Source organism: Ruminococcus sp. NK3A76 (assembly GCF_000686125.1).
In the GTDB taxonomy this organism is placed as follows: Bacteria; Bacillota; Clostridia; order Oscillospirales; family Ruminococcaceae; genus NK3A76.
The window spans coordinates 1,199,202-1,224,682 of sequence record NZ_JMMA01000002.1 but is presented as its reverse complement, the minus strand read 5'-3'; the positions used below and the strand labels follow the sequence as shown (position 1 = coordinate 1,224,682).

Sequence of the window (25,481 nt, the reverse complement as noted above, 5' to 3'; positions counted from 1 at the left end):
CGGAAGCCCTCCTTACTTACATTTTCTCTATCTCACTGAGCAAAGCTGACAGAGCCTCGCTCTCATCAACCTTTGCAAGTTTCTTTCCGTTTTTGAATAATACAGCACAGCCGTCTCCGCCTGCAATGCCTATATCAGCTTCGCCGGCCTCGCCTATGCCGTTTACAACGCAGCCCATAACAGCTACTGTCAGGTCTTTGTTTATGTCCTTTGTCGCTTGCTCGACCTTTTTTGCAAGAGACACAAGGTCTATCCTCGTTCTGCCGCAGGTCGGGCAGGAAACTATCTTTATCCCCTCGCCCCTGCCGATAGCTTTGAGTATATCCTTTGCGGCATATATCTCCTTTACCGGGTCATCAGTAAGCGATACTCTTATCGTCTCGCCTATGCCGTCGCAGAGCAGCGAACCGATACCGACAGATGACTTTATAAGCCCCATTCTCTCAGTCCCCGCCTCTGTAACGCCAAGATGCAGCGGATAATCACACTGCTGACTAAGCAGCCTGTATGCTGATATCATAGTAGGTACATCAGATGATTTTATCGAGATAACTATATCCTCAAAGTCACATTCTTCAAGTATCTTTATATGCCCCATAGCGCTCTCGACCAGCGCCTCGGCACAGGGGCGGCCGTATTTTTCGAGCAATGGCTTTTCGAGCGAGCCGCCGTTTACGCCGATTCGTATCGGGATACTGCGCTTTTTGCATTCGTCAACGACAGCATGTACTCTGTCTCTGCTGCCGATGTTTCCTGGATTTATCCTTATCTTGTCGATTCCGGCCTGTGCAGCAGCAATGGCAAGCCTGTAGTCAAAATGTATATCCGCAACGAGCGGTATATTTATCTTCTCTTTTATCGCAGGGATAAGAGCCACAGCGTCCATATCGGGTATAGCTGCCCTTACTATCTCACAGCCTGCCTTTTCAAGAGCCTCGGCCTGTCTTACAGAGCCTTCAATATCTGTGGAAGGCACATTCAGCATCGACTGGATATAAATCCTCTTGCCGTCGAGCACAAGGCCGCCGACCTTTACGGGCTTGCATTTACGCATAACAGCTTCCCCCTCTAAAACAGTTTTCTGATATCATTGAATGTTACTACCAGCATAAGCAGCATCAGCAGAACAATGCCCACAAAATGCACCATGCCCTCGTGCTCCGGCTTGACCGGGTGTTTTGTTATAGCCTCGCAGATGAGGAACATAAGCCTGCCGCCGTCAAGCGCCGGAAGCGGAAGAAGGTTGAAAAGACCTACGTTTATAGTGATAAACGCCGCCATAGAAAGCATCTTGTTCCAGAGTGCCTTCCAGTCGATAGTCTCCTCTTTTGCCTCGTCCTCTATTACATCGCCGATAGCATTAACGATACCAACAGGGCCTGAAAGATCATTTAGGTGATATGTGCCGCTTATAAGGTCACCGAGAGAAATATATATCAGCCTTCCGTATGACACTGTCGAGCGGCCTGCGTATGATATAACAGTCAGAGGGTTAGCCTTCTGAGGGGCGACCTTGAAATCAATATGCAGCACACCGTCATTCTTTGCAAAGGCAACATCTTCAAGCGTTTTCTTCTCACCGTTACGCTCTACCACAAAATCAAACTTGCCGTCCTCATCACTCTGGAACTGGTATGAAAGATCCATGTCAGTAAATATCCTCATACCGTTGCATTCTATTATCTTATCGCCAATTTCAAGGCCGGTAGACTGCGAGGATGCGTTCTCCTCAAACCAGCTTACCTGCGTTGTAGTGATAGGTGCATTGACAACCGTGCTTATGATAAGCAGTATAAATCCAAGGATAAGGTTCATCACAGCACCGGCTACGACGATAGCCACACGCCTTGGAACAGACTTGTTGCAGAATGCTCTTCCGTCCTCACTCTTGCTGTCCTCGCCCTCCATAGCGCAGTAGCCGCCTATTGGCAGCGCTCTGAGTGAATACTGTGTTTCGCCCTTTTTCTTTTTCAGAAGGCATGGCCCCATGCCGATAGAGAATTCATTCACCTTGACGCCGCAGAGCTTTGCAACAGCAAAGTGCCCGAATTCATGAATAGCTATTATCATACTAAAAATCAGTACGGCTATTACAATACTTATTGCTCCCATTCATTTGTCCTCTTTTCAGTTTATCTTTTTGTAGTTTTCCATTACAAATTCTCTTGCCGCCCTGTCAGCAGCGAGAACATCATCAAGTGATGTTATTTCTTTATATTCTGTAGTTTCCAGACACTTGGTCACGAGCCTGCCTATATCAAGGAAGCCTATCTTTTTCTCTAAAAACAGCCTTACAGCCTCCTCGTTTGCACCGTTGACTGATGCAGGCAGGTTGCCGCCCTTTGTGATAGCCTTTATACAAGCGGTCAGACAATCAAATGTCTCGAAATCCGGCTTTTCAAAGGTAAGTGTGCCGTAATCAGTAAGCGAAAGCTCCCTTGTCGGGCAATCGACCCTTTGAGGGAATATCAGTGCATACTGAATAGGTATTTTCATATCAGGCACACCAAGCTGTGCGATGACCGAATGGTCATTGTATTCAACAGCCGAATGGACCACGCTCTGCCTGTGAACAACTATCTCTATCTGTTCAGGTTTCAGGTCAAAGAGCCACATGGCCTCGATGAATTCAAGCCCCTTGTTCATAAGTGTAGCAGAGTCGATAGTTATTTTATTACCCATTGACCAGTTCGGGTGGTTGAGCGCCTGCTCAACAGTCACATTTTCAAGCTCTGACTTTTTCTTGCCGAAGAAAGGCCCTCCCGATGCAGTGAGGATTATCTTTCTCAGCTCTTTGATATTATTCCCCTGCAAGCACTGGAATATCGCACTGTGCTCGCTGTCTACCGGGTAGATCCTTACATTCTTCTTTCTTGCAAGGTCTATAACGAGCTTGCCGCCAGCAACAAGCGTTTCCTTGTTGGCAAGAGCTATGTCAGTGCCGTGCTCTATCGCTCTGAGTGTGGGTTCCAGACCTACCATTCCGACAAGCGAATTGAGCATTATATCAACGCCGTCAAGCTCTGCTATCTGCATAAGCCCTTCATGCCCCGATAGCACCCTTGTATTAGAGCCCTCTAACAGCTGTGTCAGCTCGTAGGCCTTGCTCTCATCAGCTATGCAGGCATACTGCACATCAAATTCCCTGGCCTGCTTTGCAAGCAGTCTGACATTATTGTTCGCAGATAAAGCAGCTACTCTTATTTTATGTTTTTTAGCCACCTCTAATGACTGTGTGCCTATCGACCCTGTCGAGCCGAGAACAGACATCGTTTTCATTACCATCATATCCTTCTGTTATTCTAATTTGCAGAGCATTATATATTCCTGCTCATTCTCATCAATTTCTTCAAATCCGACTTTCCTGTACATCTTCACAGCATAGTTTTCTTTCTGCACGGCAAGCGATGCACGCTTATAACCATTATTTCTGAGCTTTTCAAGCATCTTTTTCATAAGCTCGGTGCCTATGCCCATTCCACGGTATTCCTTATAAAGCGATATCGCAAATGAAGGCGTTTCGTCATCAATATGCCCGTAGTCATTCATTATCCTGACCCAGACAGCACCGACTACTCTGCCGTCAACCTCAGCCGCAAGAGCCATATCACCCCTGACACTGCCGAAATCATCTGTATATACCCTCAGTTCAGGCTGCATGATCATATCTCTCGGCGGCGGCTCTACACCCTCGGGAATGAATATAGCTTCATACAGAAAATCAGACAACAGGTGGTATTCCTGCTCTTTTAGTTCTCTTACAGTAAAAATCATATTACCTCATTATAACACTTAAAGGGGCAGCCCGAAATACGAACTCCCCCTGAATTATTTAGATTATCCAGCCCATGGCGAAGATGTAATACATAAACGGAGCAACGATAAGTACGCTGTCAAACCTGTCCATAACACCGCCGTGGCCGGGCATTATATTGCCGTAATCCTTGATGCCTGTCTGCCTTTTGATAAGTGATGCACCAAGATCACCCACAAGGCCGAGCAGAGCACAAAGCATACCGCATAAAAACAGCACGAAATAGTTGAGCGTTGGACCGTCAAGTGCATAATCATACACAAGGCCTATCAGTATCATAAGCACGCCGTTTGTAAGAACGCCGCCAATAAGCCCTTCGACTGTTTTCTTAGGAGATATCTTCGGGCAGAGCTTTGTCTTGCCGAAGAAGGTTCCTGCAAAGTATGCGCCTGAATCAGCGAGCCATGCACCACAGAGGGTAATAACTATCATAAACAGGCCGCATTCTTCGTGTGCATTCATATTGAGCAGCGACTCGAACGCAAAAGGCACAAAATAGCCGAATGCAAACATCTGCAATATCTGCTCGTACTTAATGCTCTCATGCTCTCTGAAAAAGCTGACGAGCATCGCAAGTATGAACAGTATGAATATCAGCCGGCTGTACCCTATCTTATAAGCCGAGTCAAATATATGCCCTATGCACACAAGAGCACCATAGCAATAGCATATATAAGTCTGGACTTTCAGCTTGTCGAGCTTTGTAGCCTTGAACAGCTCCCAAAGAGCCACGACCACAAGAAAGCCTATCGCAAGCTCGAAAATAAAGGTCTTATGGAGTGCCAGCACGATAACAGCGATGACTATCGCCACGGCTGCCGAGATTATTCTTGTTTTCATTAAAGATCAAATGCCCCCGTATCTTCTGTTTCTGTCATTGAACGCTATTATCGCATCTTCAAGATCCTTGCCTTTAAAGTCAGGCCACAGGATATTGGTGTAATAGAATTCAGCATATGCCGACTGCCAAATAAGGAAGTTGGAAAGCCTCTGCTCACCGCTTGGTCTTATTATGAGGTCAGCCGCAGGAATGTCCTCTGTGTAAAGATTCTGCTCGATAAGAGCTTCTGTAACGTCCTGCTCGGTGATCTTACCGTCAAGTGCGAGCCTTACTATATTCTTGACCGAATGGCATATATCATTTCTGCCGCCGTAGTTTATAGCAAGCACGAGCGTCATTGAGTCAAAATGCAGCGAATCTTCTTCCACACTTTTCATTTTTCTCTGCAAGGTCTCAGAAAGCATCGAGCGGTCGCCGATAAAGCGCACTCTTATGTTCTCCTCGATAAAGTCTCTGACCTCGTCAAGATACTTTTCAAAGAGATCCATTATGGCATCGACCTCGTCCTTTGGCCTTTTCCAGTTTTCGGTAGAAAAAGCATAGTAGGTCACATACTTGACACCAAGCGCCTTGGCATATCTCGTGATAGTCCTGAAATTCTTGGCACCCTCACGGTGGCCTATCTTTCTCGGCATACCACGCTTTTTTGCCCACCTGCCGTTGCCGTCCATTATAATGCCTATATGCTCAGGAACAGTCATCCCCTCAGGCAGAGAGGTAACAATAGGCTTTGCCATACAAACACCGCCCCTTTATCAGATAGAAAGAACTTCCTTTTCCTTTGCAGCAACAGTCTCGTCAACTTTCTTGACCATTTTGTCTGTTAACTTCTGGATCTTTTCTTCAGCGGTCTTTACATCGTCCTCGGTTATCTCGTTGTTCTTCTTCATGTTCTTTATCTTATCCATAGCATCACGTCTTATGGAACGAACAGCCACCTTGGTGTCCTCGCCCATTTTCTTGACGTCCTTAACTATCTTCTTTCTGTCTTCCTCAGTCATCTGAGGGAACATAAGACGAAGAACAGAGCCGTCGTTCTGAGGGTTGATACCTATATCAGATGCCTGGATAGCTTTCTGTATCGGAACGAGAAGCGTCTTGTCCCAAGGCTGAACAACAAGCACTCTTGCCTCGCTAACAGAAACTGTAGCGAGCTGATTTATGGGAGTAGGTGTGCCGTAGTAATCAACCGTTACCTTGTCAAGAACGCCGGGATTTGCTCTGCCGGCTCTGATAGTGCCGTAGTCAGACACCAGAACGTTTATCGACTTCTCCATTTTTTCCTGTGCTTTATTAATAACTGTATTCATAATATCTCCTCTTTTCTGTTATTCCATTACTAAAGTGCCTATATCCTTGCCCATGCAGGCATCGTATATATTATCAGGTCTTGAAAGATCAAATACGAGTATCGGGACCTTATTGTCCTGACAAAGTGCCGCAGCAGTAGCGTCCATTACCTTAAGACCCTTAGAGAGGATCTCATTGAATGTGAGCTTGTCATACTTCACAGCATCTTTAAACTTGTGCGGATCCTTATCGTAAACACCGTCAACCATAGTAGCCTTGAAGAATATATCGGCCTCTATCTCAGCAGCTCTGAGAGCAGCAGCTGTATCTGTTGAGAAGAAGGGATTGCCGGTACCGCAGCCGAAAATAACTACTCTGCCCTTCTGGAAATGACGCATTGCCTTGTTTCTGATATAAGGCTCTGCAACAGCCGGCATAGATATAGCAGTCTGAACTCTTACCTCAAGGCCAAGATGCTCAAGGCCGTCTGCAACAGCAAGTGCATTCATAGCAGTTGCGAGCATACCGATATGGTCAGCCCTTGTCCTGTCCATAGCACCGCTCGATCTGCCTCTCCAGAAATTACCGCCGCCAACGACGATACCTATCTCAACTCCTGCATCAGCGCATTTCTTGATGCTCTGACCGAACTTGTTTATCACCTCGTAATCAAGCCCTGTCTTCTTATCGCCTGCGAGAGCCTCGCCGCTGAGCTTTAAAAGTATCCTCTTATATTTCGGTTCCATACTCAACACTCCTTCATTTTTGATTATTACATACCCAATTATAATTATACAATATTTCCTGTCAAATGTAAAGTGCTTTTACCGTTTTTTAATTGTTTTTATTAAAAACAAAACAGCCGCATAAGCATACGGCTGTCAGATGTTCATATGTTATTTTTTGTCAGATAGACCGCCTAAAAAAGCAACTATCTCCCTGCTTATCCGCTCCGGCTCATGGTTATGCACATAATGCCCGCAGTCAAGCTCTATAAGCTCTGCGTTCTTAAGGCCTTTGGCGTAATCCTTCTGCAAACCGATCCAGTTGTCAAGGCCGGTTTCCTTACCGTCTGAGCTAAACATCAGCATAGGCACATCAGGCACAGGCTTGCTGTCTATCTCTTTGACAGCGTCCTCAATGGCTTTGCTCTCACTCATGATATCGGCATTGACCGCCTTCTTGGCAGCTATAGCCTTATATATCTTCTTTTCCTGCTTTGAAAGTCCTTCCGGCAGCATACTGTCGGTATAGAAAAACCTGATTATGCCAGTCTCCCGAGCAAAAGCGCCGAGCATTTCATACCTCACGGTAGCTTTGACATCATAGCTGTCATAAGACCTCGGCACACACATATCGAGCCCGACTATAGCTTCTACCTCATCAGGGTAATTCTGCGCCCAGAGTATAGCTTCAAGGCCTGACATAGAGTGCGGACAGAGCACATACGGCCCCGTGATACCGACTTTTGAAAGTGCCTCTCTGTCCTGACGGAGAATAGTGTCAAAGGATCTGTCATCACCGGATATATCACTGTAGCCGTAGCCGAATTTCTCGATAACGACTATCCTCTGATCCTCAAACTGTGAATAAAGGCTCTTGAAATCAAGTATCGGCGATGCAGTGCCTGAACCGGAAAGGAACAAAAGTGTATGCTCTCCCGATCCGCTGCTGTAAACGCACATTTTCTTGCCGTCTACCTCGACCATCTGCCCTATAGGCTCTTCGATCAGGCTCTCCTCTTTTGCAAGCATTATCCTGTGATACACAAATATCACAAGCAGCAGAGCTATCACGATGCCAAGGATAATAAGCAGCACCTTGCCCGTGACCTTTAATGCCCTTGTCATTCACAGTCACCCCTTGATGATCTTTACAAAGAAGTTCCTTGTTCTCGGGCCGTCGAATTCTGTAAAATATATCCCCTGCCATGTGCCGAGCAGCAGCCTGCCGTCTTCGATGATAACGGTGGTGCTGTTGCCGATGACACTTGACTTAAGATGTGCTGCCGAGTTGCCCTCAGCGTGCTTGAACTGATACCTGTCAGGGAATGTCGCATCAAGTGCATACAGAAGGTCAGTCACTACGTCAGGGTCAGCGTTCTCGTTTATTGTAATGCCGGCTGTGGTGTGAGGGCAGTATACAACAGCGATGCCGCTCTCGACCATGCTCTCATTGACAGCCTGCCTTACATAGCTTGTGATATTGTAGAAGTTTTCCTTCTCGGTCTTTAAAGTATAGCTGTAAACCATATTATCTCCTCCCGAGGAAGCCGTCTTCTGTCTCGTTTTTCTTAGGTCTTGACATAAGAGTGCTTATAGAATCCTTAGGCGATATACCTCCAAACAGGATCCCGTAAAGCTGCTCGGTTATAGGAAGCTCGATGCCAAGGCGCTTTGAAAGCTCGTAGGCATTCTTTGTACACTCGTATCCCTCGACTGTTCCAATGCGTCTTACAGCCTCGTCAGGCGCTACTCCCTGGCCGATAAGTATGCCGGCACGCCTGTTGCGGCTGTGCATACTTGTACAGGTAACTATAAGGTCGCCAAGGCCTGTAAGTCCGGCAAAGGTGTTCCTGTCAGCGCCCATAGCTATGCCTATCCTTGCTATCTCGGTAAGACCTCTCGTCATAAGAGCAGCCTTTGTGTTGTCGCCAAGGCCGAGACCGTCGCAAACACCGGCAGCAAGAGCAATTATATTCTTTAACGAGCCGCCTATCTCACAGCCCACAACATCATCATTGACATACACTCTGAATGTCTGGTTTGAAAGCGCATTCTGAACATAGTAGGATACCTCTCTGTCTTCAGATGCCACGACAACAGTCGTCGGGATGCCCCTGCCTATCTCCTCAGCGTGCGAAGGGCCTGAAAGGATAGCCGTCCTGTTATCCGGGAAGCTCTCATCTGTGACCTCGCTCATGAGCTTAAGGCTCTCAGGTTCAAGACCCTTTGCGGTGTTTACAATGATAGATTCACGGCTCACAAAAGGCTTTGCCTCCTCGCAGACTTCACGGCAGAAGCGTGTAGGTATGCCGAGAATAACGATATCAGAGCCCTTGACATCGGAAATATCAGTGGTCAGCTTTACCTCTTTGGGTATCATGACACCGGGGAGCTTTGATCTGAGCTCGCCCGATCTTTTTATCGTGTCGATCTCGTCCCGGAATTTGCTCCAGACGGTAACATCATGTCCTCCGCTGACACACATTACAGCGAGTGAAAGGCCGAAGCCGCCTGAGCCGAGAATAGTTATCTTTGCCATAAAAACACCTCCAATAATTACAAGCCGTTATTCCTTGCTGCTGCCCTGCTCTTTTTTCTTTGAGCCGAATTTATTCTCTGTGCCTGCCATAAGCCTCTGGATATTAGGCTTGTGCAGGTAGATTATGAGCACGCAGATAAGAAAAGCCACAATCGTATTCGGTATGACAGCATAGCCGTCATCATAAACAAAGTTCTGTAAGATAAAGGTAAATGTAGGATATGCTACTGCGGCACAAATTGAACCGACAGACACATACTTTGTAAGAGCCACAAGAATTGCAAATACACCTACCGAAAGCACACAGGTGAGAGGGTCGATAGCAAGCAGTGTTGTGGCTGCGAGCAGAACGCCCTTTCCGCCGTGGAAACCGTAGAATACAGGGAAGCAATGTCCGAGCATTACTGTAAGTCCGGCAACATAGCCGATAAACCTCGGGTCGTCAAAAAACTCAACGCCCATAGCCTGATGAACTACGATACGGCATACAACGACTGCGATAACGCCCTTTGCAAGGTCGCACATAAGCGTTGCGAGTGCAGGCCCTTTGCCGTAAACACGCAGAACATTGGTAAGGCCTGCGTTTTTGCTGCCGTAGTCACGGATATCCTGCTTCTTCCACAGCCGGCAAACTATGATAGCCGAATTAAGGCTGCCAAATAGGTATGAAAACACAACAGTAAACAGTATAGCTAAATAATCCATTAATTATAATACTCCTTACTTAACATCTTTAGTATCACGCTCACGGACTTTGAGTCTGATAGGTGTCGCATCGAGCGAGAATGTCTCTCTTATCTGGTTCTCTATATAACGCTGATAGGAGAAATGAAAAAGGTCAGCTCTGTTGACAAAAGCTATGAACGTAGGCGGCTTGGTAGATGCCTGTGTCATATAGTATATCTTGAGCCTCCTGCCCTTATCAGAGGGCGGCTGTACCCTTGCCGTAGCATATGCAAGCACATCATTGAGCCTGCCTGTAGGTATCCTGACAGCATTCTGCTCGGCAACATATTTGATAAAGTCAAACAGCTTTTCCACTCTGAGGCCCGTCTTTGCAGAGATAAACACGAACGGCACATAGCTCATAAACGAAAAATCATCCTGGAGCTTTTTGCGGTATTCGTCCATAGTGTTCGTCTCTTTTTCAATAGCATCCCACTTATTTACAGCAACTATACACGCCTTGCCCTTTTCGTGAGCATAGCCTGCCACCTTGGAATCCTGCTCAGTAAAGCCCTCAGTAGCGTCAATTACGATAACGGCAACATCAGCCCTGTCCACAGCCATATACGAACGCAGCACGCTGTATTTCTCGACACTGTCAAGCACCTTTGACTTGCGTCTGATGCCGGCAGTATCTATAAACACGAACTTTCCGTTCTCGTTTTCTATCTCAGTATCGGTAGCATCTCTTGTTGTGCCTGCAATGTCAGAAACTATAACACGCTCCTCGCCGCATATCCTGTTGATAATAGACGATTTACCGACATTCGGCTTGCCTATTACAGCAACCTTTATAACATCATCGTCATATTCCTCAGTATCGTTTTCAGGAAGATACTTTATCACCTCATCGAGCAGGTCACCTGTTCCGTGACCGTGTACTGATGATACAGCTATAGGGTCACCAAGTCCTAAATTATAGAACTCATAGAATTCCATAGGCGGCTCGCCGACACTGTCACACTTATTTACGCAAAGAACTATCGGCTTGCCCGACTTCTGTAGCATCGAGGCCACCTCATAGTCATTTGCAGTAACGCCGGTTCTTAAGTCTGTTACAAGTATCGTAACATCGGCTCTTGTGATAGCAAGCTCTGCCTGTCTTCTCATCTGAGAAAGAATGATATCGTCAGAATCAGGCTCGATACCGCCTGTATCCACGAGCATGAACTCATGGCCGAGCCATTCACACTTTGAATATATCCTGTCTCTTGTGACACCGGGAGTATCTTCAACGATAGAGAGGCGCTGGCCTATCAGCTTATTAAAAAGAGTGCTCTTGCCGACATTAGGTCTGCCTACAACAGCTACTATCGGTAGTGCCATTTATATCCCTTACCTTTCGTCATATGTTGCCCAGCAGCGCATCGAGGTAGTCATACCCGTCGTTCGCTATGGGTGTTATCTTTATATCAAGCGCTTTTCTGACCTCATCGAGCGTAACATCATCAAGGAATATATCCTCATCGGCCTTTAACATGACCTTCGGGATAATAAGCTCCTCGCCCAGGTCTTTCCCTTTTAGCTGGTCTATCAGGTCGCCGCCGGTAACAAGGCCTGCAACAGTGATAGTCTCGCCGAAGAAGTGGTTGACTATAGGGTATACGTTACATTCAAATGTCGGAAACTTTTTTCTTATTCTCTTAGTTAATTCTTTGTGAAAGTCCCCTGCAAGAGTACCTGTAGCAAGAGAAACTTTTCTTTTTCTATCATAATCATCCTGCATATCGAGAGCGCTGTCAAGCTCATCGCTTAGCGAGCGAAGAAGACCGACGCCGTTCTCGTACTGAGGATATTCTTCATAGTATTCGGTATCAGGTATAGGCCTGCCTGCGGTTATATAAAACTCATCAGACGCAAATACCATTCTTGTGCCGTATTTTTCAAGACAATCCTTCTGCACAGATTCTATGACATCTATCGCCGCACCTGCTGAATCCTTATCAAATATCTTCATCGGGAAAAGCCCCTGACGGAATTTCGTTATCCCGACCGGCACAACAGCGACCGACTGGATATTCGGCATCATTCCTGCAAGGTCAGTAAGCGTCCTAACAAGCTCAGGGCCGTCGTTTATCCCCGGGCAGCAGACTATCTGGCAGTTGAGCTCTATCCCGCCGTCGGTAAGCATTTTCAAAAACTTCAGCTTTTCACCGGCAAATCGGTTATTCATCATCTTGCATCTGAGCTCAGGGTTAGTGGTATGAACAGAAACATTGATATTAAGGCGCATTTTGATGATACGCTCGATATCCTTCTCATCAAGGTTTGTAAGCGTGACATAATTACCCTGCAAAAAGGAAAGCCTTGCATCATCGTCCTTGAAATAGAGCGTTTCTCTCATGCCCTTGGGCATCTGGTCTATAAAGCAGAATATACACTTATTCGAGCAGGAACGCTTTTTATCCATAAGGAATGTATCAAATTCAAGGCCAATATCGTCATATTCGCTCTTTCTGACAGTCTTCTCATACGGCTCATTATCTCTTTCAAGACACAAAACGACCTTCTCAACAGCTATATAGAACATATAGTCAAGAACGTCTTCTATATTATTGCCGTTGATAGATACAAGCATATCGCCGCTTTTTATGCCGGCTCTGTCAGCCTTGCTTCCTTTAATGACGGAACTTATCAATACAGACATCTGATTGCTCCTTAATAATTACAATAAAAAACAGAGAGGTAAAATCATTTACCCCTCTGCCCTACTTGCATTTGCTGTTATCGCAAAACGGGTAATCAATTACTCTTCAACCTTGATTACCTGTACACCCTTGTAAAAGCCGCAGTTCTTGCAAACCTTATGGGGTGCTGTAAGCTCTCCGCAGTTTGAGCATCTTGAAAGTGCGGGAGCATCGAGCTTCCATACCTGTGAACGTCTTTTATCTCTTCTCTGCTTTGATACTTTTCTCTTCGGTACTGCCATCGTGGCACCTCCTCTATAAAGCTATTGTTATTCTGCCCTGAAGCCCCGGCTGTCAGTTATCACAGCCGCAGTCGCCCTCATTCAAATTCTTTCCGCAAGTCAGGCAAAGACCCTTACAGTCCTCCCTGCAAAGTATTTTCGTGGGCAACGAAAGCAGTATATCACCGATAACAAGCTCATCGAGGTCAAGCTCTGAATGCTCGCACACTACAAGCTCATCATCATCTGTATAGGACTTAAGCACAAGTGTATGCTCAAAATCCTTGACATACTCCCTTTCAAACTTACTCAGGCACCTGTCACATTCGTGCTGCATGGCAAACCTGCAGCATACCTTAAGAAGGACAACGCCTGCATGGTTCTCGGCAGCGCCGGATACATTTATCGGTGAACAAAACGTCTTGTCGGTAAGATAGTCAAGCGACTCCGGCAGGATATCATAATCAAAATCCTGCTTCTTACCGGGGCATTCAAAAACACTTCTGAGCCGTAAGATCATTTTAACACCTCAAACATCACAAATTCCATTATAAACTAATTAAACGGTTTTGTCAATAGTTTTTTTGAAACTATTAAAATTATTTAATAAATGCTCTTACCTTAGCAGGAAGCTCATCTGCATCAGCAGAGATAGTGAATGTCATCTTGACATCCTTTGTGAGCATTGCTACCTTTTCGAGCATAGCGCCGAGAGCCTCATAGTCTCTGCCGCCTATCTTGAGGATACCGTCAACGAATATCTCCTGGATATCGTAGTTGCCGGCAAGAAGGCCAGCGATAAAGCCGTAGAGTGCGTCAAAGCTGTTTACGCCGTACTCCTCAGCATCAGCAAGTCTTACGCTGTGCGGGATATCATAAGTGAGCTTCATGCCTCTCTCTATGCAAACGATGTTACCTGTTGCCTTAGCAGCAGACTCCTTTATAGCCTCTACAAGCACCTTTGTTTTACCAGTACCCTTTTTACCTGTTATAAGATTGATCATAATTCAAACTCCAATCTGCCCGGGGGCATTATTAATTTCATGAAAGCTGGGCTTTCAAAAAAATCCTTTGATTTAACCGAGCTTAGCTTCAAGCTCTGCCTTCATCGACTCATAGCCGGGTTTGCCAAGGAGAGCGAACATATTCTTCTTGTAGCTCTCAACACCGGGCTGATTGAACGGGTTAACGCCGAGTGCATAGCCGGAAATCGCACAAGCCTTCTCGAAGAAGTAGATGAGCTCGCCTAAGTTCTCCTCGTTTATCTCGTCCATCTCGATGATTATATTGGGAACGCCGCCCTCAGTATGTGCAAGAACAGTACCCTCAAATGCCTTTCTGTTAACAACAGACATATTCTGATTTGTCAGGAAGTTAAGACCGTCAAGATTCTCCTTGTCGTCTTCAAGGAAGAGATCCTGCTTGGGCTTCTTGATGTCAACGACTGTCTCGAACATTATTCTTGAACCGTCCTGAATGAACTGGCCAAGAGAATGAAGGTCAGTAGAGAAAGTAGCGGAAGACGGGAAAATACCCTTCTGATCCTTGCCCTCGCTTTCGCCGAAGAGCTGCTTCCACCATTCAGCCATCATTGTGAATGAAGGATCATATGTAACGAGCATCTCAACGCTCTTGCCCTTATTATAAAGAACATTTCTGATAAGTGCATACTTGTAGCAGTCATTATCAGCCTTATCATCAGCATACTTTGCCATTGCATCAGCAGCGCCCTTCATGAGCTTGTCGATATCAGCGCCTGCAACAGCTATCGGAAGAAGACCTACAGCTGTGAGCACCGAGAAACGGCCGCCTACGTTATCCGGGATAACGAATGTCTCATAGCCCTCTGTATCAGAAAGCTCCTTAAGAGTACCCTTAGCCTTGTCAGTTGTAGCAAAGATCCTTGTCTTAGCCTCGTCCTTGCCGTACTTGTCTTCGAGCATCTTCTTGAAGATCCTGAAAGCAAGTGCAGGCTCGGTAGTAGTACCGGACTTGGAGATAACATTTACGCATACATCTCTGCCCTCGCATATAGAAATAACTTCATTAAGATATGTGGGGCTGATATTATTGCCGACAAAGTAGATGTCAGGTGTATCCTTCTTAAGATTATTGTAGAATGGAGACTTTAAAAGCTCGATAGCAGCTCTTGCACCGAGGTAGGAACCGCCGATACCGATAACGATAAGAACATCAGCCTTCTCCTTTATCCTTGCAGCAGCAGCCTTTATCCTTTCAAACTCTTCCTTATCATAATTAGCAGGAAGATCTGTCCAGCCAAGAAAATCGCTTCCGAGACCCTTGCCGCCTGCAAGTGTATTATGAGCAGCCGAGATCATAGGAGCCATACCCTCGTACTCATCAGGTCTGATAAATCCTTCGAGGTATTTCGTATTAAGTTTAATAGCCAAGATTGTCAATCCTTTCAAATATAACTTTATGAATTTATTATACATTAAAAACGGTAAAATTTCAAGGGGTTATTTATTAAGGAAAAAGTTTTGGGAAATATAAACAAAATACAAAACTAAATATTAAACAAATTATACAACAAGCACCTGAAAGCGTAAAACATATCCATTTCTTTGACATCTTCTGCCGCAGCTATAGTGCATCTTAGTATCTCACCGGTATCATTATAAAAAACAAGCTCACCGACTTTATCGCCTTTTTGCACAGGGGCAGTGAGCTTTTCCTCACGGGTAAAGCGAGTGTATATCTGCCTGTATGTCCCACGCTCGATGATGATATCCCGGCTGTCTGCTATCTCGGTACCGCAGGAAACTTCACGGCCATGTTCAACGGCTATTTCTTCAAGAGCTTCCTCTGGTATCTCAGGATAATATATCTCGCAATGTGTAAAGGCAAAATCCATTACAGCTTTCGCATCTGAGAATATAGCATCTTTATCATCTTCACCAAGCACTACGACGCAAACCGCCATATCACGCTGCTTTGAAGCAGCACATAGCATCATTTCACCCTCTCCGTCGTCGCAGAATTTATATCCCACACAGCCTTTATAGTTACCGATAAGCCTATTTTGTGTGACAAGTTGCGAGCCTTTACAACCAACTTCGGCAATTCTCGTCTTATAATACTCCTCAAATACACTGTTCCTCGCAAGCTCCCCTGCAAGCAGCGCCATATCTTTTGCGGTCGAGACATTTTCATGACTTATTCCTGTGCAGTCTGCAAACACAGTATCTTTCATGCCAAGCCTGGCTGCCCGGTCGTTCATTCTTTTTACAAAGCTCTCCTCACTTGTGCAGCACCCCTCAGCAAGCACTACAGCCGCATCATTGGCATTACTTATTGTGATAGCCTTGACAAGCTCATCAACTGTTATCTCCTCGCCCACATCAAGCCATATCTGCACCCCCTGCATAGAGTTTGCGTGCTCAGATGTTTTCAGCTTAGTCGAAAGCTCGATATCCCCCGCTTCAATAGTATCATAAACTATCAGCGCCGTCATCAGCTTTGTAAGGTGAGATATGTATCTCTTTTTATTCTCCTTCCTGCCGCCTATCAGAGTGCCGGTATTTGCTTCATAAACGGCTATGCTCTCTGATTTACAGGCTTTCATAAGATCTTTTATGCTTTCATATCCGTCGTCTTTTGCCGATACCGTATCATCTTCGCCGTACCCTGTCACTATCATTAACACCGTTACAATTATACATACTATCTTTTTTATCATTAAGGCAAGCCCCCTTTTTGACCATTTTATTCAGTCAGAGCTCCTTATATACAAAAAAGCGGCAGACCGCTTAAGATCTGCCGCTTATATTGTTTTTGTAGTTTATTAATCCTCTACGATAAAGTCCTTGATCTCTGCGAAGAACTTCTCACCGGAATCAGTGTGTGCAGTAAGAGTAATAGGATTTGAAAGGTCAAGGGAGAAAATACCCATGATAGACTTAGCATCTACTGCATATCTGCCTGATGAAAGGTCTACCTCAAAATCGTACATGGATACAACGCTTACGAACTTCTTAACGTCTGCGATAGAAGCGAGCATGATTTTCTTTTTTGTCATAATATATTCCTCCTGTCATTAGGTTCGGGCACCTGCCCTTTGTTTTGTAGTGTCTTCTTTTCTCTACAGCTTTTATTATAATCATATTTTTCGATTTGTCAAGAGATATTTGCAAAAAATAATAAAATATAGTATAATAGTCAATAGAAACAAAGCTCAGTTTTGATTTATAAGCATATTGCACAATATATTTTGTGAATATTTGTATAAAAGCAACAGTATATTACTGGCCGCATTAATAATCATATCAATAAATAAACTTGGGAGAATTATATGAAAGCATTTTTTATGACCTTCGGCTGCAAGGTGAACCAATACGAAACAAACTGCATAGAACAGCTTATGAACGCCGAAGGCTTTGAAACTACAGACACATATCAGAATGCAGATATAGCCGTTATAAACACCTGCACTGTAACATCTTCGGCGGATTCAAAGTGCAGGCAGTTTATCAGAAGGATATCCAAAGAAAACCCTTCCTGCATCATCTGCGCCGCAGGCTGCATGACGCAGACTGCCGGCAGCAACGATATCCTGCCCGAATGTGCCGTTATCGTCGGGTCAAGAAACAAAACTGCTCTCCCCTCGCTAATCAGGCGCTATATCGCCGACGGTGAGAGGATATTTGATTTAGGCTCGCCTGAAAACAACACTATAGAGCCTATGTGCAGCAGCTCAGGCAGTTCAAAGACAAGGGCTTACATAAAGATCCAGGACGGCTGCGAGATGTTCTGCACATACTGTGCTATCCCCTTTGCACGGGGCAAGCTCAGCTCAAAGCCTTTAGACGAAATAAGAAAAGAAGCAGCTATGCTTATCGCATCAGGCCATAAGGAGATGATCCTCACAGGGATAAACCTCTGCTGCTACGGGCGTGAGCTCGGGGGCAGCACAAGGCTTATTGATGCGATAGAAGCCGTATGCCTGCTTGACGGCGATTTCAGGGTAAGGCTAAGCTCTGTCGAGCCTGAGATGATAACAAAACCTGATATCGAGCGCATGGCGGCGCTTAATAAGCTCTGCCCGCACTTTCACCTGTCACTTCAGAGCGGCTGTGACAAAACGCTCAAAGCCATGAAGCGCCATTATGATACAAAGCTATACAAAACGCTCGTTAATGACCTGAGAGAGCAGTTTGATAACTGCGCCATAACCACAGACATAATGGTCGGCTTTCCGGGAGAAACCGATGAAGACCACCGCTCGTCCTTAGACTTTGCAAGGGAAATAGCCTTTGCTGACGGGCATATCTTCCCCTATTCAAGAAGAAAAGGTACAGTCGCCGACAAACTGCCTATGCAGATAGACAAAGCCGCCAAGCATAAGCGTGCTCTTGAAATGTCACAGGTGATAAGCGAGAGCAGGAGCGCTTTTCTTGAAGGAATGCTCGGCAAAACTGTGAGGGTGCTGTTTGAAAAGGAGAGCTCTCCTGTCTATCATCAGGGGCACAGCGACAACTACACGCTTGTAAAAACTGACAGGATATCGCCTGATGTTACGCTCAGACGGCAGATGCTTGATGTCGTGATAACCGGGCATGACGGCACCTGCTGCTTTGGCAGGTTGAAATAAATGTAAAATAATTAAATTTATTGTTCACGAATTGTTTGTTTAATGTTTGAATATCTGAAAGCCTTTTTTGTTGACAAGGTGTTTGGAAATGTAGTATAATATATTTGTATGAGTATTCTTTTTGATGTGTACTCGCAGAATGCTTATAACCATTATTTTGAATGGAGGAGTTTTTCAATGTCCGTTTACAGAATTTATGTCGAAAAGAAAAAGGATTTTGCTGTTGAAGCGGCATCTGTTCTTAATGACATCAGGTCGGCTCTGGGCATGAGCGGCCTTAAGTCTATAAGAATTATCAACAGATACGATGCCGAGGGTCTTTCAAGAGAGGATTTCGAGCTTGCAACACCTGTTGTATTCTCAGAGCCGGCTGTTGATGTTACATATGACTGCCTGCCCGATACTGCAAATGATGAGAAGATGTTTGCTGTAGAGTATCTCCCCGGTCAGTTTGACCAGAGAGCTGACTCGTGCGCTCAGTGTATCTCGCTTCTTACAGGCGGCAACAGGCCTGCTGTAAAGAGCGCTAAGATATACATAGTCAAGGGCAATGTCAGCGATGATGAGCTTGCTCAGATAAAGCACTATATAATCAACCCCGTTGAGAGCCGTGAAGCAAGCCTTGACACCTTTGAAACCCTTGATATCAAGTATGATATACCCACAACAGTTGACACCATAGACGGCTTTATCTACTCGACAGATGATGATCTTAAGATCATGCTCACAAGTCTCGGCCTTGCTATGGACTTTGATGACATAAAGTTCTGCCGTGACTACTTCAAGAACACTGAAAAGAGAAACCCCACCATTACTGAGATAAGAATGATCGACACATACTGGTCGGATCATTGCAGACACACAACATTCTCCACTATAATCGACAGCGTTGATATCGGCGCTGACTATATCGCTGCTACATATGATGACTACATAAACACAAGAAAAGAGCTCTATGCCGGCAGAACAGACAAGCCTGTAACACTTATGGACCTTGCCTGCATCGGTGCTAAGAAGCTCAAAAAAGACGGCCTTCTCAAAGACCTTGACGAGAGCGAGGAGATCAATGCCTGCTCTGTAAAGATCAAGGTGGACGTTGACGGCGTTGATGAAGACTGGCTGCTCATGTTCAAGAACGAGACACACAACCACCCGACAGAGATAGAGCCCTTCGGCGGCGCTGCTACCTGTCTCGGCGGTGCTATTAGAGACCCGCTCTCCGGCAGAAGCTATGTTTACCAGGCTATGCGTGTCACAGGTGCGGCTAATCCCCTTGTTCCTGTTGAAGACACTATCGCAGGCAAGCTCCCCCAGAGAAAGCTTGTAGTTACAGCAGCTAACGGCTATTCCTCCTACGGCAACCAGATAGGCCTTGCTACAGGTCATGTCAGTGAGATATATCACCCCGGCTATGTTGCAAAGAGACTGGAGATAGGCGCTGTAATAGGTGCAGCCCCCGAGAGCAATGTAAGGCGTGAAAGACCCGAGGAAGGCGATGTTGTTATCCTGCTCGGCGGCAGAACAGGCCGTGACGGCTGCGGCGGTGCTACAGGCTCGTCCAAGTCCCACACTCTCCAGTCGCTCGAAAGCTGCGGCGCAGAGGTACAGAAGGGTAATGCTCCTGAGGAAAGAAAGCTGCAGAGGCTTTTCAGAAATCCCAAGGTAACAAGAATGATAAAGCGCTGCAACGACTTCGGTGCAGGCGGTGTATCAGTTGCTATAGGTGAGCTGACTGACGGTCTTGTTATAGACCTTAACGCAGTTCCCAAGAAATATGACGGCCTTGACGGTACTGAGCTCGCAATAAGCGAATCTCAGGAGAGAATGGCTGTTGTAGTATCAAGAAACGATGTTGCTGCATTCATGGCTGAGGCTGCAAAGGAAAACCTTGAAGCTACACTCGTTGCTATGGTAACAGCAGAGCCGAGACTCAAAATGGAGTGGAACGGCAACACTATAGTTGACCTTTCAAGAGACTTCCTTAATTCAAACGGTGCTGAGAAGCACACAAATATCGTTATAAACGAGCCTATATTCGGCAGCGAGAGCAATATAGAGAACACAGCAGAGCGCTGGGAAGCTATGATCTCGAGTCTTAATGTATGCTCGCAGAAGGGTCTTGTTGAAAGATTTGACTCAACTATCGGTGCAGGCACTGTGCTTATGCCTTTCGGCGGCAAGTATCAGAACACACCTAATCAGGCTATGGCTGCTAAGATACCTGTGCTCGGCGGCGAGACAAAGACTGCTTCTATCATGGGCTGGGGCTTTAACCCCTTCGTTTCTTCCGAGAGCCCGTATCACGGTGCTATCTCGGCAGTTGTTGAATCTGTTGCAAAGGTAGTTGCAGCAGGCGGCAGCAGCACCAAGTGCTGGCTGACATTCCAGGAATACTTTGAGAGAACACAGAATGACCCTGAGCGTTGGGGACAGCCTTTATCGGCACTTCTCGGTGCTTACAAGGCACAGATGGAGCTTGGTCTCGGCGCTATAGGCGGCAAGGACTCTATGAGCGGTACATTTGAGAACATCGACGTTCCGCCTACACTTGTTTCCTTTGCTGTTTCTGTTGCAAATACTGATAATATAGTATCCTCCGAGTTCAAGGAGGCAGGCAGTGACGTTATCGTCATCACACCTGAGTTTGACGAGAACAGGATAGTAGATTTTAACTCGCTCAAAAATGTATTTGCAAGAGTTGAAGCGCTTATAAAGAGCGGCGCTGTACTCTCCTGCCGCACAGTTGCTTTCGGCGGTATCTCTGAGGCTATATGCAAAATGGCATTCGGCAACAAGATAGGCTTCAGATTTACAAGCAGAGTAACACCTACCGAGCTGTTCAGAGCTTGCTACGGCTCATTCGTTATCGAGCTCAAGGCCGGCACTGAGACTGATGAGCGTGTTATCGGTAAGACAACTGAGCTCTACACTGTTGAGACCGAGGATTACACTGTTGACCTTGAAAAAATAGAAAAGCTCTGGGAGGACAAGCTCGAGCCTGTATTCCCTGCAAAGATAAAGCAGCCTGAGGACGAGCCCAAGACATACTCCTTCAAGGCTGAAAAGAGAGTTGCACCTGCAATAAAGGTCGCTAAGCCCAAAGTGCTCATTCCTGTATTCCCGGGTACAAACTGCGAATACGACACAGCAAGAGTATTTGAAAGAGCGGGCGCTGAGGCTGAGATATTCGTTGTAAGAAACCTCACAGCACAGGCTATAGAAGAATCCGTCGTTGAAATGGAGAAGCTCATCAAGCAGTCGCAGATAGTTATGCTGCCGGGCGGCTTCTCGGGCGGCGACGAGCCTGACGGTTCCGGCAAGTTTATCGTATCCTTCCTGAGAAACCCGAGGCTCACAGATGCTATACACGACCTTTTAAAGAACAGAGACGGTCTTATGCTCGGTATCTGCAACGGTTTCCAGGCGCTCGTAAAGCTCGGTCTTGTGCCTTACGGCGAGATAAGAGATATGAGAGACGACTCACCTACTCTTACATTCAACACGATAAACAGGCACCAGTCGAAGATGGTAAACACAAGGATAGCTTCAAACAAGTCGCCTTGGCTTGCAGGCTGCGAGGTAGGAGATATCCACAGCATAGCTATTTCTCACGGCGAGGGCAGATTCGTGGCTTCCTCTATCGAGATAGCACAGCTTGCTGCAAACGGTCAGATAGCTACACAGTATGTTGACTTTGACGGCAACCCGACGCTTGACATACAGTGCAACCCGAACACATCTATCGACGCTATCGAGGGCATCACCTCACCCGACGGCAGAGTATTCGGTAAGATGGGTCACTCTGAGCGTATCGGCGACAACGTATGCAAGAATGTTCCCGGTAACAAGAATCAGAAGATATTTGAGAGCGGCGTTAAATACTTCAAGTAAAAAATCTAAGTATGGGGCGAGAATATCGCCCCGATGCTTTTAAAAGGAGAAAACATGGGGAAGATATTTCTTTTTGTTGTACTTGGCTATGTATGCATAGTGAGCATAGTTTGCTTTATCATGTACGGTGTTGACAAAAGCCGTGCAAAGAGAGACAAATGGCGCATTAAGGAGCAGACGCTGCTTATGACAGGCTTTATCGGCGGTGCTCTTGGCGGGCTTGCAGGTATGTTCGCTTTCAGGCACAAGACCAAGCACTGGTATTTCTTTGTGGTAAACGGCATATCCATTGCACTGTGGGTCTTTTTTATAGTCAAGGTATATTCCAACCTTACATCATGAATATATTACTCAGAGCGCTCGGAAAACCGGGCGCTTTTTTATTTGTTCTACGTGGAACATTTATTCGATTAAGTGTTATAAAAGCAAGAGCAAATATCCCTCTCCGGGGTTTACAAAAAGTTAATATTGTGATATAATATATCTATGTATATACAGTAATAATTCAAGCTGTTATCGGTTAAGATAACAGGCACTTTGCAAAGGAGGATATATGTATGGACGAATTGATAAGATTATTAAGACAGAATGCAAGGATAACTGATGAGGAACTTGCTGTAATGCTTGGCAAACCGGCAGACGAGGTAAAGAAAATGATAGCCAAGCTCGAAAACGACGGTATAATCAAGGGCTACTCAACTATAATCGATGAGAGCAGCTATGACCCGAACAGTGTATCTGCGCTTATAGAGCTTAACGTAACTCCGCAGTCACAGTCGGGGTATGACGAGATAGCAAGGCAGATAGCTTCTTATGACGAGGTGGCAAGTGTAAGGCTTATGTCAGGCACTTACGACATACTCGTGGAAGTAATCGGGTCAAACATAAGGGACGTATCGCTTTTCGTATCGCAGAGGCTTGCAACTATTGATGCAGTGCAGTCAACAGCAACTCACTTTGTTCTCAAAGCATACAAGGACAACGGAATTATCATTGACGGTGAAGAAAAGGACGAGAGGAGCTGGGTATGTCCATGATCGACTACGACAAGCTGCTCAACAACAGGATAAAAAGCGCCAAGCCGTCAGGGATAAGAAAATACTTTGACATGGCAGAGACTATGGATAATGTTATATCCTTAGGCGTCGGCGAGCCGGATTTCAAGACACCGTGGGTGGTAAGGCAGGAAGCTATAAACATTCTTGACAAGGGAAGGACTAACTACACGGCGAACTCAGGTCTTATTGATCTGAGAAAAGAAATAGCAGCCTACACACAGAGAAAGCTCGGCCTGAGCTATGACCCGAAAAATCAGATAATCGTGACTGTAGGCGGCTCTGAGGCTATCGACCTGGCGATAAGATGCACAGTTGAGCCGGGCGATGAAGTGCTTATCTGCGAGCCGTCGTTTGTATGCTACAGGCCTATTGCAGAGCTTTCAGGCGGCAAGGTGATATCCATTGAGACAAAGGCTGAAAATGAGTTCAGGCTGACAGCAGAGGAACTTAAGTCCAAAATAACGGACAAGACGAAGCTGCTGATACTCCCCTTCCCGAACAACCCGACAGGTGCTATCATGACAAGAGAAGACCTTGAAAAGATAGCGGAGGTACTTGAAGGAACTAACATTGCAGTTATCAGCGACGAGATATACAGCGAGCTTACATACGGCGAGAAGCACTGCTCGCTTGCACAGATAGGCGACATGAAAGAGCGTGTGATAATAGTTAACGGCTTCTCAAAGGCATATGCCATGACAGGCTGGCGGCTCGGGTATCTTGCAGGACCGAAACCGCTTATCGAACAGATGTTAAAGCTGCACCAGTATGCGATAATGTCATCGCCTACGGTGAGCCAGTATGCTGCCATAAAGGCGCTTAAGGAATGTGATGCAGACATTGAGAAGATGCGCAACGAATACAATGCAAGGCGCAGGTATTTAGTCGATGCTTTCAACAAATTAGGCCTTGACTGCTTCACGCCAAAGGGGGCTTTCTATGTATTCCCCTGCATAAAGAGCACAGGGCTTACAAGCGAGGAATTCTGCGAAAAGCTGATAATGCAAAAGCAGGTCGCAGTAGTTCCGGGCAATGCCTTCGGCGACTGCGGAGAGGGGTTCATAAGAGTATCCTATGCTTACTCGATAGCGCATCTGAAAGAGGCTATAAGAAGGATAGGCGAATTCTTAGATGAGCTTAAAGGATAAAACGGGCTTTCCATTTATCATTTAGCAATACACAGGAGACATACAATGAACATGATAAAGATCAAAGCCAATGCCAAGATAAACCTCTTTCTTGACATAACAGGCAGACGTGATGACGGATATCACGAGCTTGACAGTGTGATGATGAGCGTTGGAATTGCGGATATACTCACATTTGAAAAGACCGATGCTGTGGGCATTGAGATAGTATGCGATAAGGAAGGCTTTCCGCTTGATGAGAGCAACATTATATACAAGGCGGCAAAGGCGCTGTTTGATAAATATCTGACGGGCAGCAATGCAGGGCTTAGGGTGACGGTTGATAAGAACATCCCCTCTCAGGCCGGAATGGGCGGCGGAAGTGCTGACGGAGCGGCGGCTCTTGTGGCGTTGAACACGCTTTTTGAGCTTGGGCTGAGTGAGAATGAGCTGATAGATATCGGTGCAGCTATCGGCGCTGATGTACCGTTTTGCTTAAAGGGCGGCTGCTGCGTTTGTCAGGGGATAGGCGAAAAGCTGAGTGACACTGGATTTGACACTCCCCTGCCGATGATAGTTATAAAGCCTGACACGGCTGTAAGCACGCCTGCGGCATACAAGGCATACGACGGGCTGGCATCGCCCGAGCACAGGAGCATGGCTGAGTTTTCTGATGCGCTGAATAAAGGCGACACAGAGCTTATTTGCAGCAGGCTTTTCAATGCATTTGAGCTTGTGATAAGTGATGACAAGATATCGGCTGCGAAAAATGCCTTGAAAGAGAGCGGCGCTATGGGCGTTCTTATGACAGGCAGCGGCTCGGCGGTTTTCGGGATATATGACAGCAAAGAGAGCGCAGGGGCAGCCTATAAGGCGATTAAGGACAAACACAAAGAGATGATCCTATGCGAAAGCAAGAGCAAAGGCATTGAGATAATTACAGAGGGGTGA

Annotated in this window: 26 protein-coding genes; 6 read left to right on the top strand and 20 right to left on the bottom strand. The window is 46.0% G+C overall.

Translation table 11 applies throughout. The features are described from left to right. Positions 1-16 precede the first annotated feature (16 nt). The 20 genes from ispG to CD05_RS0105700 all read right to left on the bottom strand — a co-directional run bounded on the left by ispG (position 17) and on the right by CD05_RS0105700 (position 16,882). Entirely contained in the window at positions 17-1,054 is a 1,038-nt protein-coding gene (ispG, locus tag CD05_RS0105795; protein ID WP_028509696.1) for a flavodoxin-dependent (E)-4-hydroxy-3-methylbut-2-enyl-diphosphate synthase, read from the bottom strand. Between the two features lie 14 nt (positions 1,055-1,068). Then, a complete protein-coding gene (locus tag CD05_RS0105790) occupies positions 1,069-2,112 on the bottom strand; it encodes a site-2 protease family protein (protein WP_028509695.1) in 1,044 nt (347 codons plus the stop codon). A 15-nt stretch (positions 2,113-2,127) separates the two neighbouring features. After that, positions 2,128-3,279 (bottom strand): 1-deoxy-D-xylulose-5-phosphate reductoisomerase, encoded by a 1,152-nt coding sequence (locus CD05_RS0105785; protein ID WP_028509694.1) that lies wholly within the window; start codon positions 3,277-3,279, stop codon positions 2,128-2,130. Between the two features lie 18 nt (positions 3,280-3,297). Then, positions 3,298-3,774, bottom strand: coding sequence for a GNAT family N-acetyltransferase (locus tag CD05_RS0105780; protein WP_028509693.1), 477 nt, complete (start codon positions 3,772-3,774; stop codon positions 3,298-3,300). Positions 3,775-3,832: 58 nt separating this feature from the next. Next, complete coding sequence (locus tag CD05_RS0105775) at positions 3,833-4,654, bottom strand: phosphatidate cytidylyltransferase (RefSeq protein WP_028509692.1); 822 nt, start codon at positions 4,652-4,654, stop codon at positions 3,833-3,835. Between the two features lie 6 nt (positions 4,655-4,660). Beyond that, entirely contained in the window at positions 4,661-5,392 is a 732-nt protein-coding gene (locus CD05_RS0105770; RefSeq protein WP_028509691.1) for an isoprenyl transferase, read from the bottom strand. Positions 5,393-5,410: 18 nt separating this feature from the next. Continuing rightward, positions 5,411-5,968, bottom strand: coding sequence for a ribosome recycling factor (gene frr / locus CD05_RS0105765; protein WP_037322831.1), 558 nt, complete (start codon positions 5,966-5,968; stop codon positions 5,411-5,413). A 15-nt stretch (positions 5,969-5,983) separates the two neighbouring features. After that, positions 5,984-6,691 (bottom strand): UMP kinase, encoded by a 708-nt coding sequence (gene pyrH / locus CD05_RS0105760; RefSeq protein ID WP_028509689.1) that lies wholly within the window; start codon positions 6,689-6,691, stop codon positions 5,984-5,986. A gap of 150 nt (positions 6,692-6,841) precedes the next feature. Continuing rightward, the gene (locus CD05_RS0105755) at positions 6,842-7,795 is read right to left on the bottom strand and encodes an alpha/beta hydrolase (protein ID WP_028509688.1); all 954 of its coding nucleotides are present in this window, start codon (positions 7,793-7,795) and stop codon (positions 6,842-6,844) included. Positions 7,796-7,801: 6 nt separating this feature from the next. Next, positions 7,802-8,197 carry a secondary thiamine-phosphate synthase enzyme YjbQ gene (locus CD05_RS0105750; protein WP_028509687.1) on the bottom strand — a complete coding sequence of 132 codons (396 nt, stop codon included), beginning with the start codon at positions 8,195-8,197 and terminating at the stop codon, positions 7,802-7,804. A 1-nt stretch (position 8,198) separates the two neighbouring features. Next, on the bottom strand, positions 8,199-9,209 hold the full coding sequence (locus tag CD05_RS0105745) for an NAD(P)H-dependent glycerol-3-phosphate dehydrogenase (RefSeq protein WP_028509686.1): 1,011 nt from the start codon (positions 9,207-9,209) through the stop codon (positions 8,199-8,201). Positions 9,210-9,236: 27 nt separating this feature from the next. Beyond that, positions 9,237-9,914 (bottom strand): glycerol-3-phosphate 1-O-acyltransferase PlsY, encoded by a 678-nt coding sequence (plsY, locus tag CD05_RS0105740; RefSeq protein WP_028509685.1) that lies wholly within the window; start codon positions 9,912-9,914, stop codon positions 9,237-9,239. Between the two features lie 15 nt (positions 9,915-9,929). After that, positions 9,930-11,261, bottom strand: coding sequence for a ribosome biogenesis GTPase Der (gene der / locus CD05_RS0105735; protein WP_028509684.1), 1,332 nt, complete (start codon positions 11,259-11,261; stop codon positions 9,930-9,932). A 19-nt stretch (positions 11,262-11,280) separates the two neighbouring features. Next, on the bottom strand, positions 11,281-12,582 hold the full coding sequence (locus CD05_RS0105730) for a DUF512 domain-containing protein (RefSeq protein WP_028509683.1): 1,302 nt from the start codon (positions 12,580-12,582) through the stop codon (positions 11,281-11,283). A gap of 99 nt (positions 12,583-12,681) precedes the next feature. Then, the gene (gene rpmF / locus CD05_RS0105725) at positions 12,682-12,864 is read right to left on the bottom strand and encodes a 50S ribosomal protein L32 (RefSeq protein WP_028509682.1); all 183 of its coding nucleotides are present in this window, start codon (positions 12,862-12,864) and stop codon (positions 12,682-12,684) included. Positions 12,865-12,916: 52 nt separating this feature from the next. Continuing rightward, entirely contained in the window at positions 12,917-13,363 is a 447-nt protein-coding gene (locus CD05_RS0105720; RefSeq protein WP_028509681.1) for a DUF177 domain-containing protein, read from the bottom strand. 79 nt (positions 13,364-13,442) lie between these two features. Then, a complete protein-coding gene (locus tag CD05_RS0105715; RefSeq protein WP_028509680.1) occupies positions 13,443-13,847 on the bottom strand; it encodes a hypothetical protein in 405 nt (134 codons plus the stop codon). Positions 13,848-13,919: 72 nt separating this feature from the next. Next, positions 13,920-15,254 carry a glucose-6-phosphate isomerase gene (locus tag CD05_RS0105710; RefSeq protein ID WP_028509679.1) on the bottom strand — a complete coding sequence of 445 codons (1,335 nt, stop codon included), beginning with the start codon at positions 15,252-15,254 and terminating at the stop codon, positions 13,920-13,922. 116 nt (positions 15,255-15,370) lie between these two features. Then, positions 15,371-16,543 carry a D-alanyl-D-alanine carboxypeptidase family protein gene (locus CD05_RS0105705; protein ID WP_028509678.1) on the bottom strand — a complete coding sequence of 391 codons (1,173 nt, stop codon included), beginning with the start codon at positions 16,541-16,543 and terminating at the stop codon, positions 15,371-15,373. Between the two features lie 105 nt (positions 16,544-16,648). Further along, positions 16,649-16,882, bottom strand: a complete 234-nt coding sequence (locus tag CD05_RS0105700; RefSeq protein ID WP_028509677.1) for an HPr family phosphocarrier protein — start codon at positions 16,880-16,882, stop codon at positions 16,649-16,651. A 273-nt stretch (positions 16,883-17,155) separates the two neighbouring features. On the opposite strand from CD05_RS0105700, the gene mtaB reads away from it, so the two are divergent. The 6 genes from mtaB to ispE all read left to right on the top strand — a co-directional run bounded on the left by mtaB (position 17,156) and on the right by ispE (position 25,481). Next, positions 17,156-18,454, top strand: coding sequence for a tRNA (N(6)-L-threonylcarbamoyladenosine(37)-C(2))-methylthiotransferase MtaB (gene mtaB / locus CD05_RS0105695; protein WP_028509676.1), 1,299 nt, complete (start codon positions 17,156-17,158; stop codon positions 18,452-18,454). Between the two features lie 177 nt (positions 18,455-18,631). Next, positions 18,632-22,345: a phosphoribosylformylglycinamidine synthase gene (locus CD05_RS0105690; protein WP_028509675.1), complete on the top strand. Its 3,714-nt coding sequence runs from the start codon at positions 18,632-18,634 to the stop codon at positions 22,343-22,345. A gap of 54 nt (positions 22,346-22,399) precedes the next feature. Beyond that, on the top strand, positions 22,400-22,687 hold the full coding sequence (locus tag CD05_RS0105685) for a DUF1294 domain-containing protein (RefSeq protein WP_028509674.1): 288 nt from the start codon (positions 22,400-22,402) through the stop codon (positions 22,685-22,687). A gap of 215 nt (positions 22,688-22,902) precedes the next feature. Beyond that, positions 22,903-23,382 carry an Lrp/AsnC family transcriptional regulator gene (locus tag CD05_RS0105680; protein WP_028509673.1) on the top strand — a complete coding sequence of 160 codons (480 nt, stop codon included), beginning with the start codon at positions 22,903-22,905 and terminating at the stop codon, positions 23,380-23,382. Next, a complete protein-coding gene (locus tag CD05_RS0105675; RefSeq protein WP_198021611.1) occupies positions 23,379-24,551 on the top strand; it encodes an aminotransferase class I/II-fold pyridoxal phosphate-dependent enzyme in 1,173 nt (390 codons plus the stop codon). The genes CD05_RS0105680 and CD05_RS0105675 overlap by 4 nt, the downstream gene beginning before the upstream one ends. Before the next feature lie 45 nt (positions 24,552-24,596). Continuing rightward, positions 24,597-25,481, top strand: a complete 885-nt coding sequence (gene ispE, locus CD05_RS0105670; RefSeq protein ID WP_051588850.1) for a 4-(cytidine 5'-diphospho)-2-C-methyl-D-erythritol kinase — start codon at positions 24,597-24,599, stop codon at positions 25,479-25,481.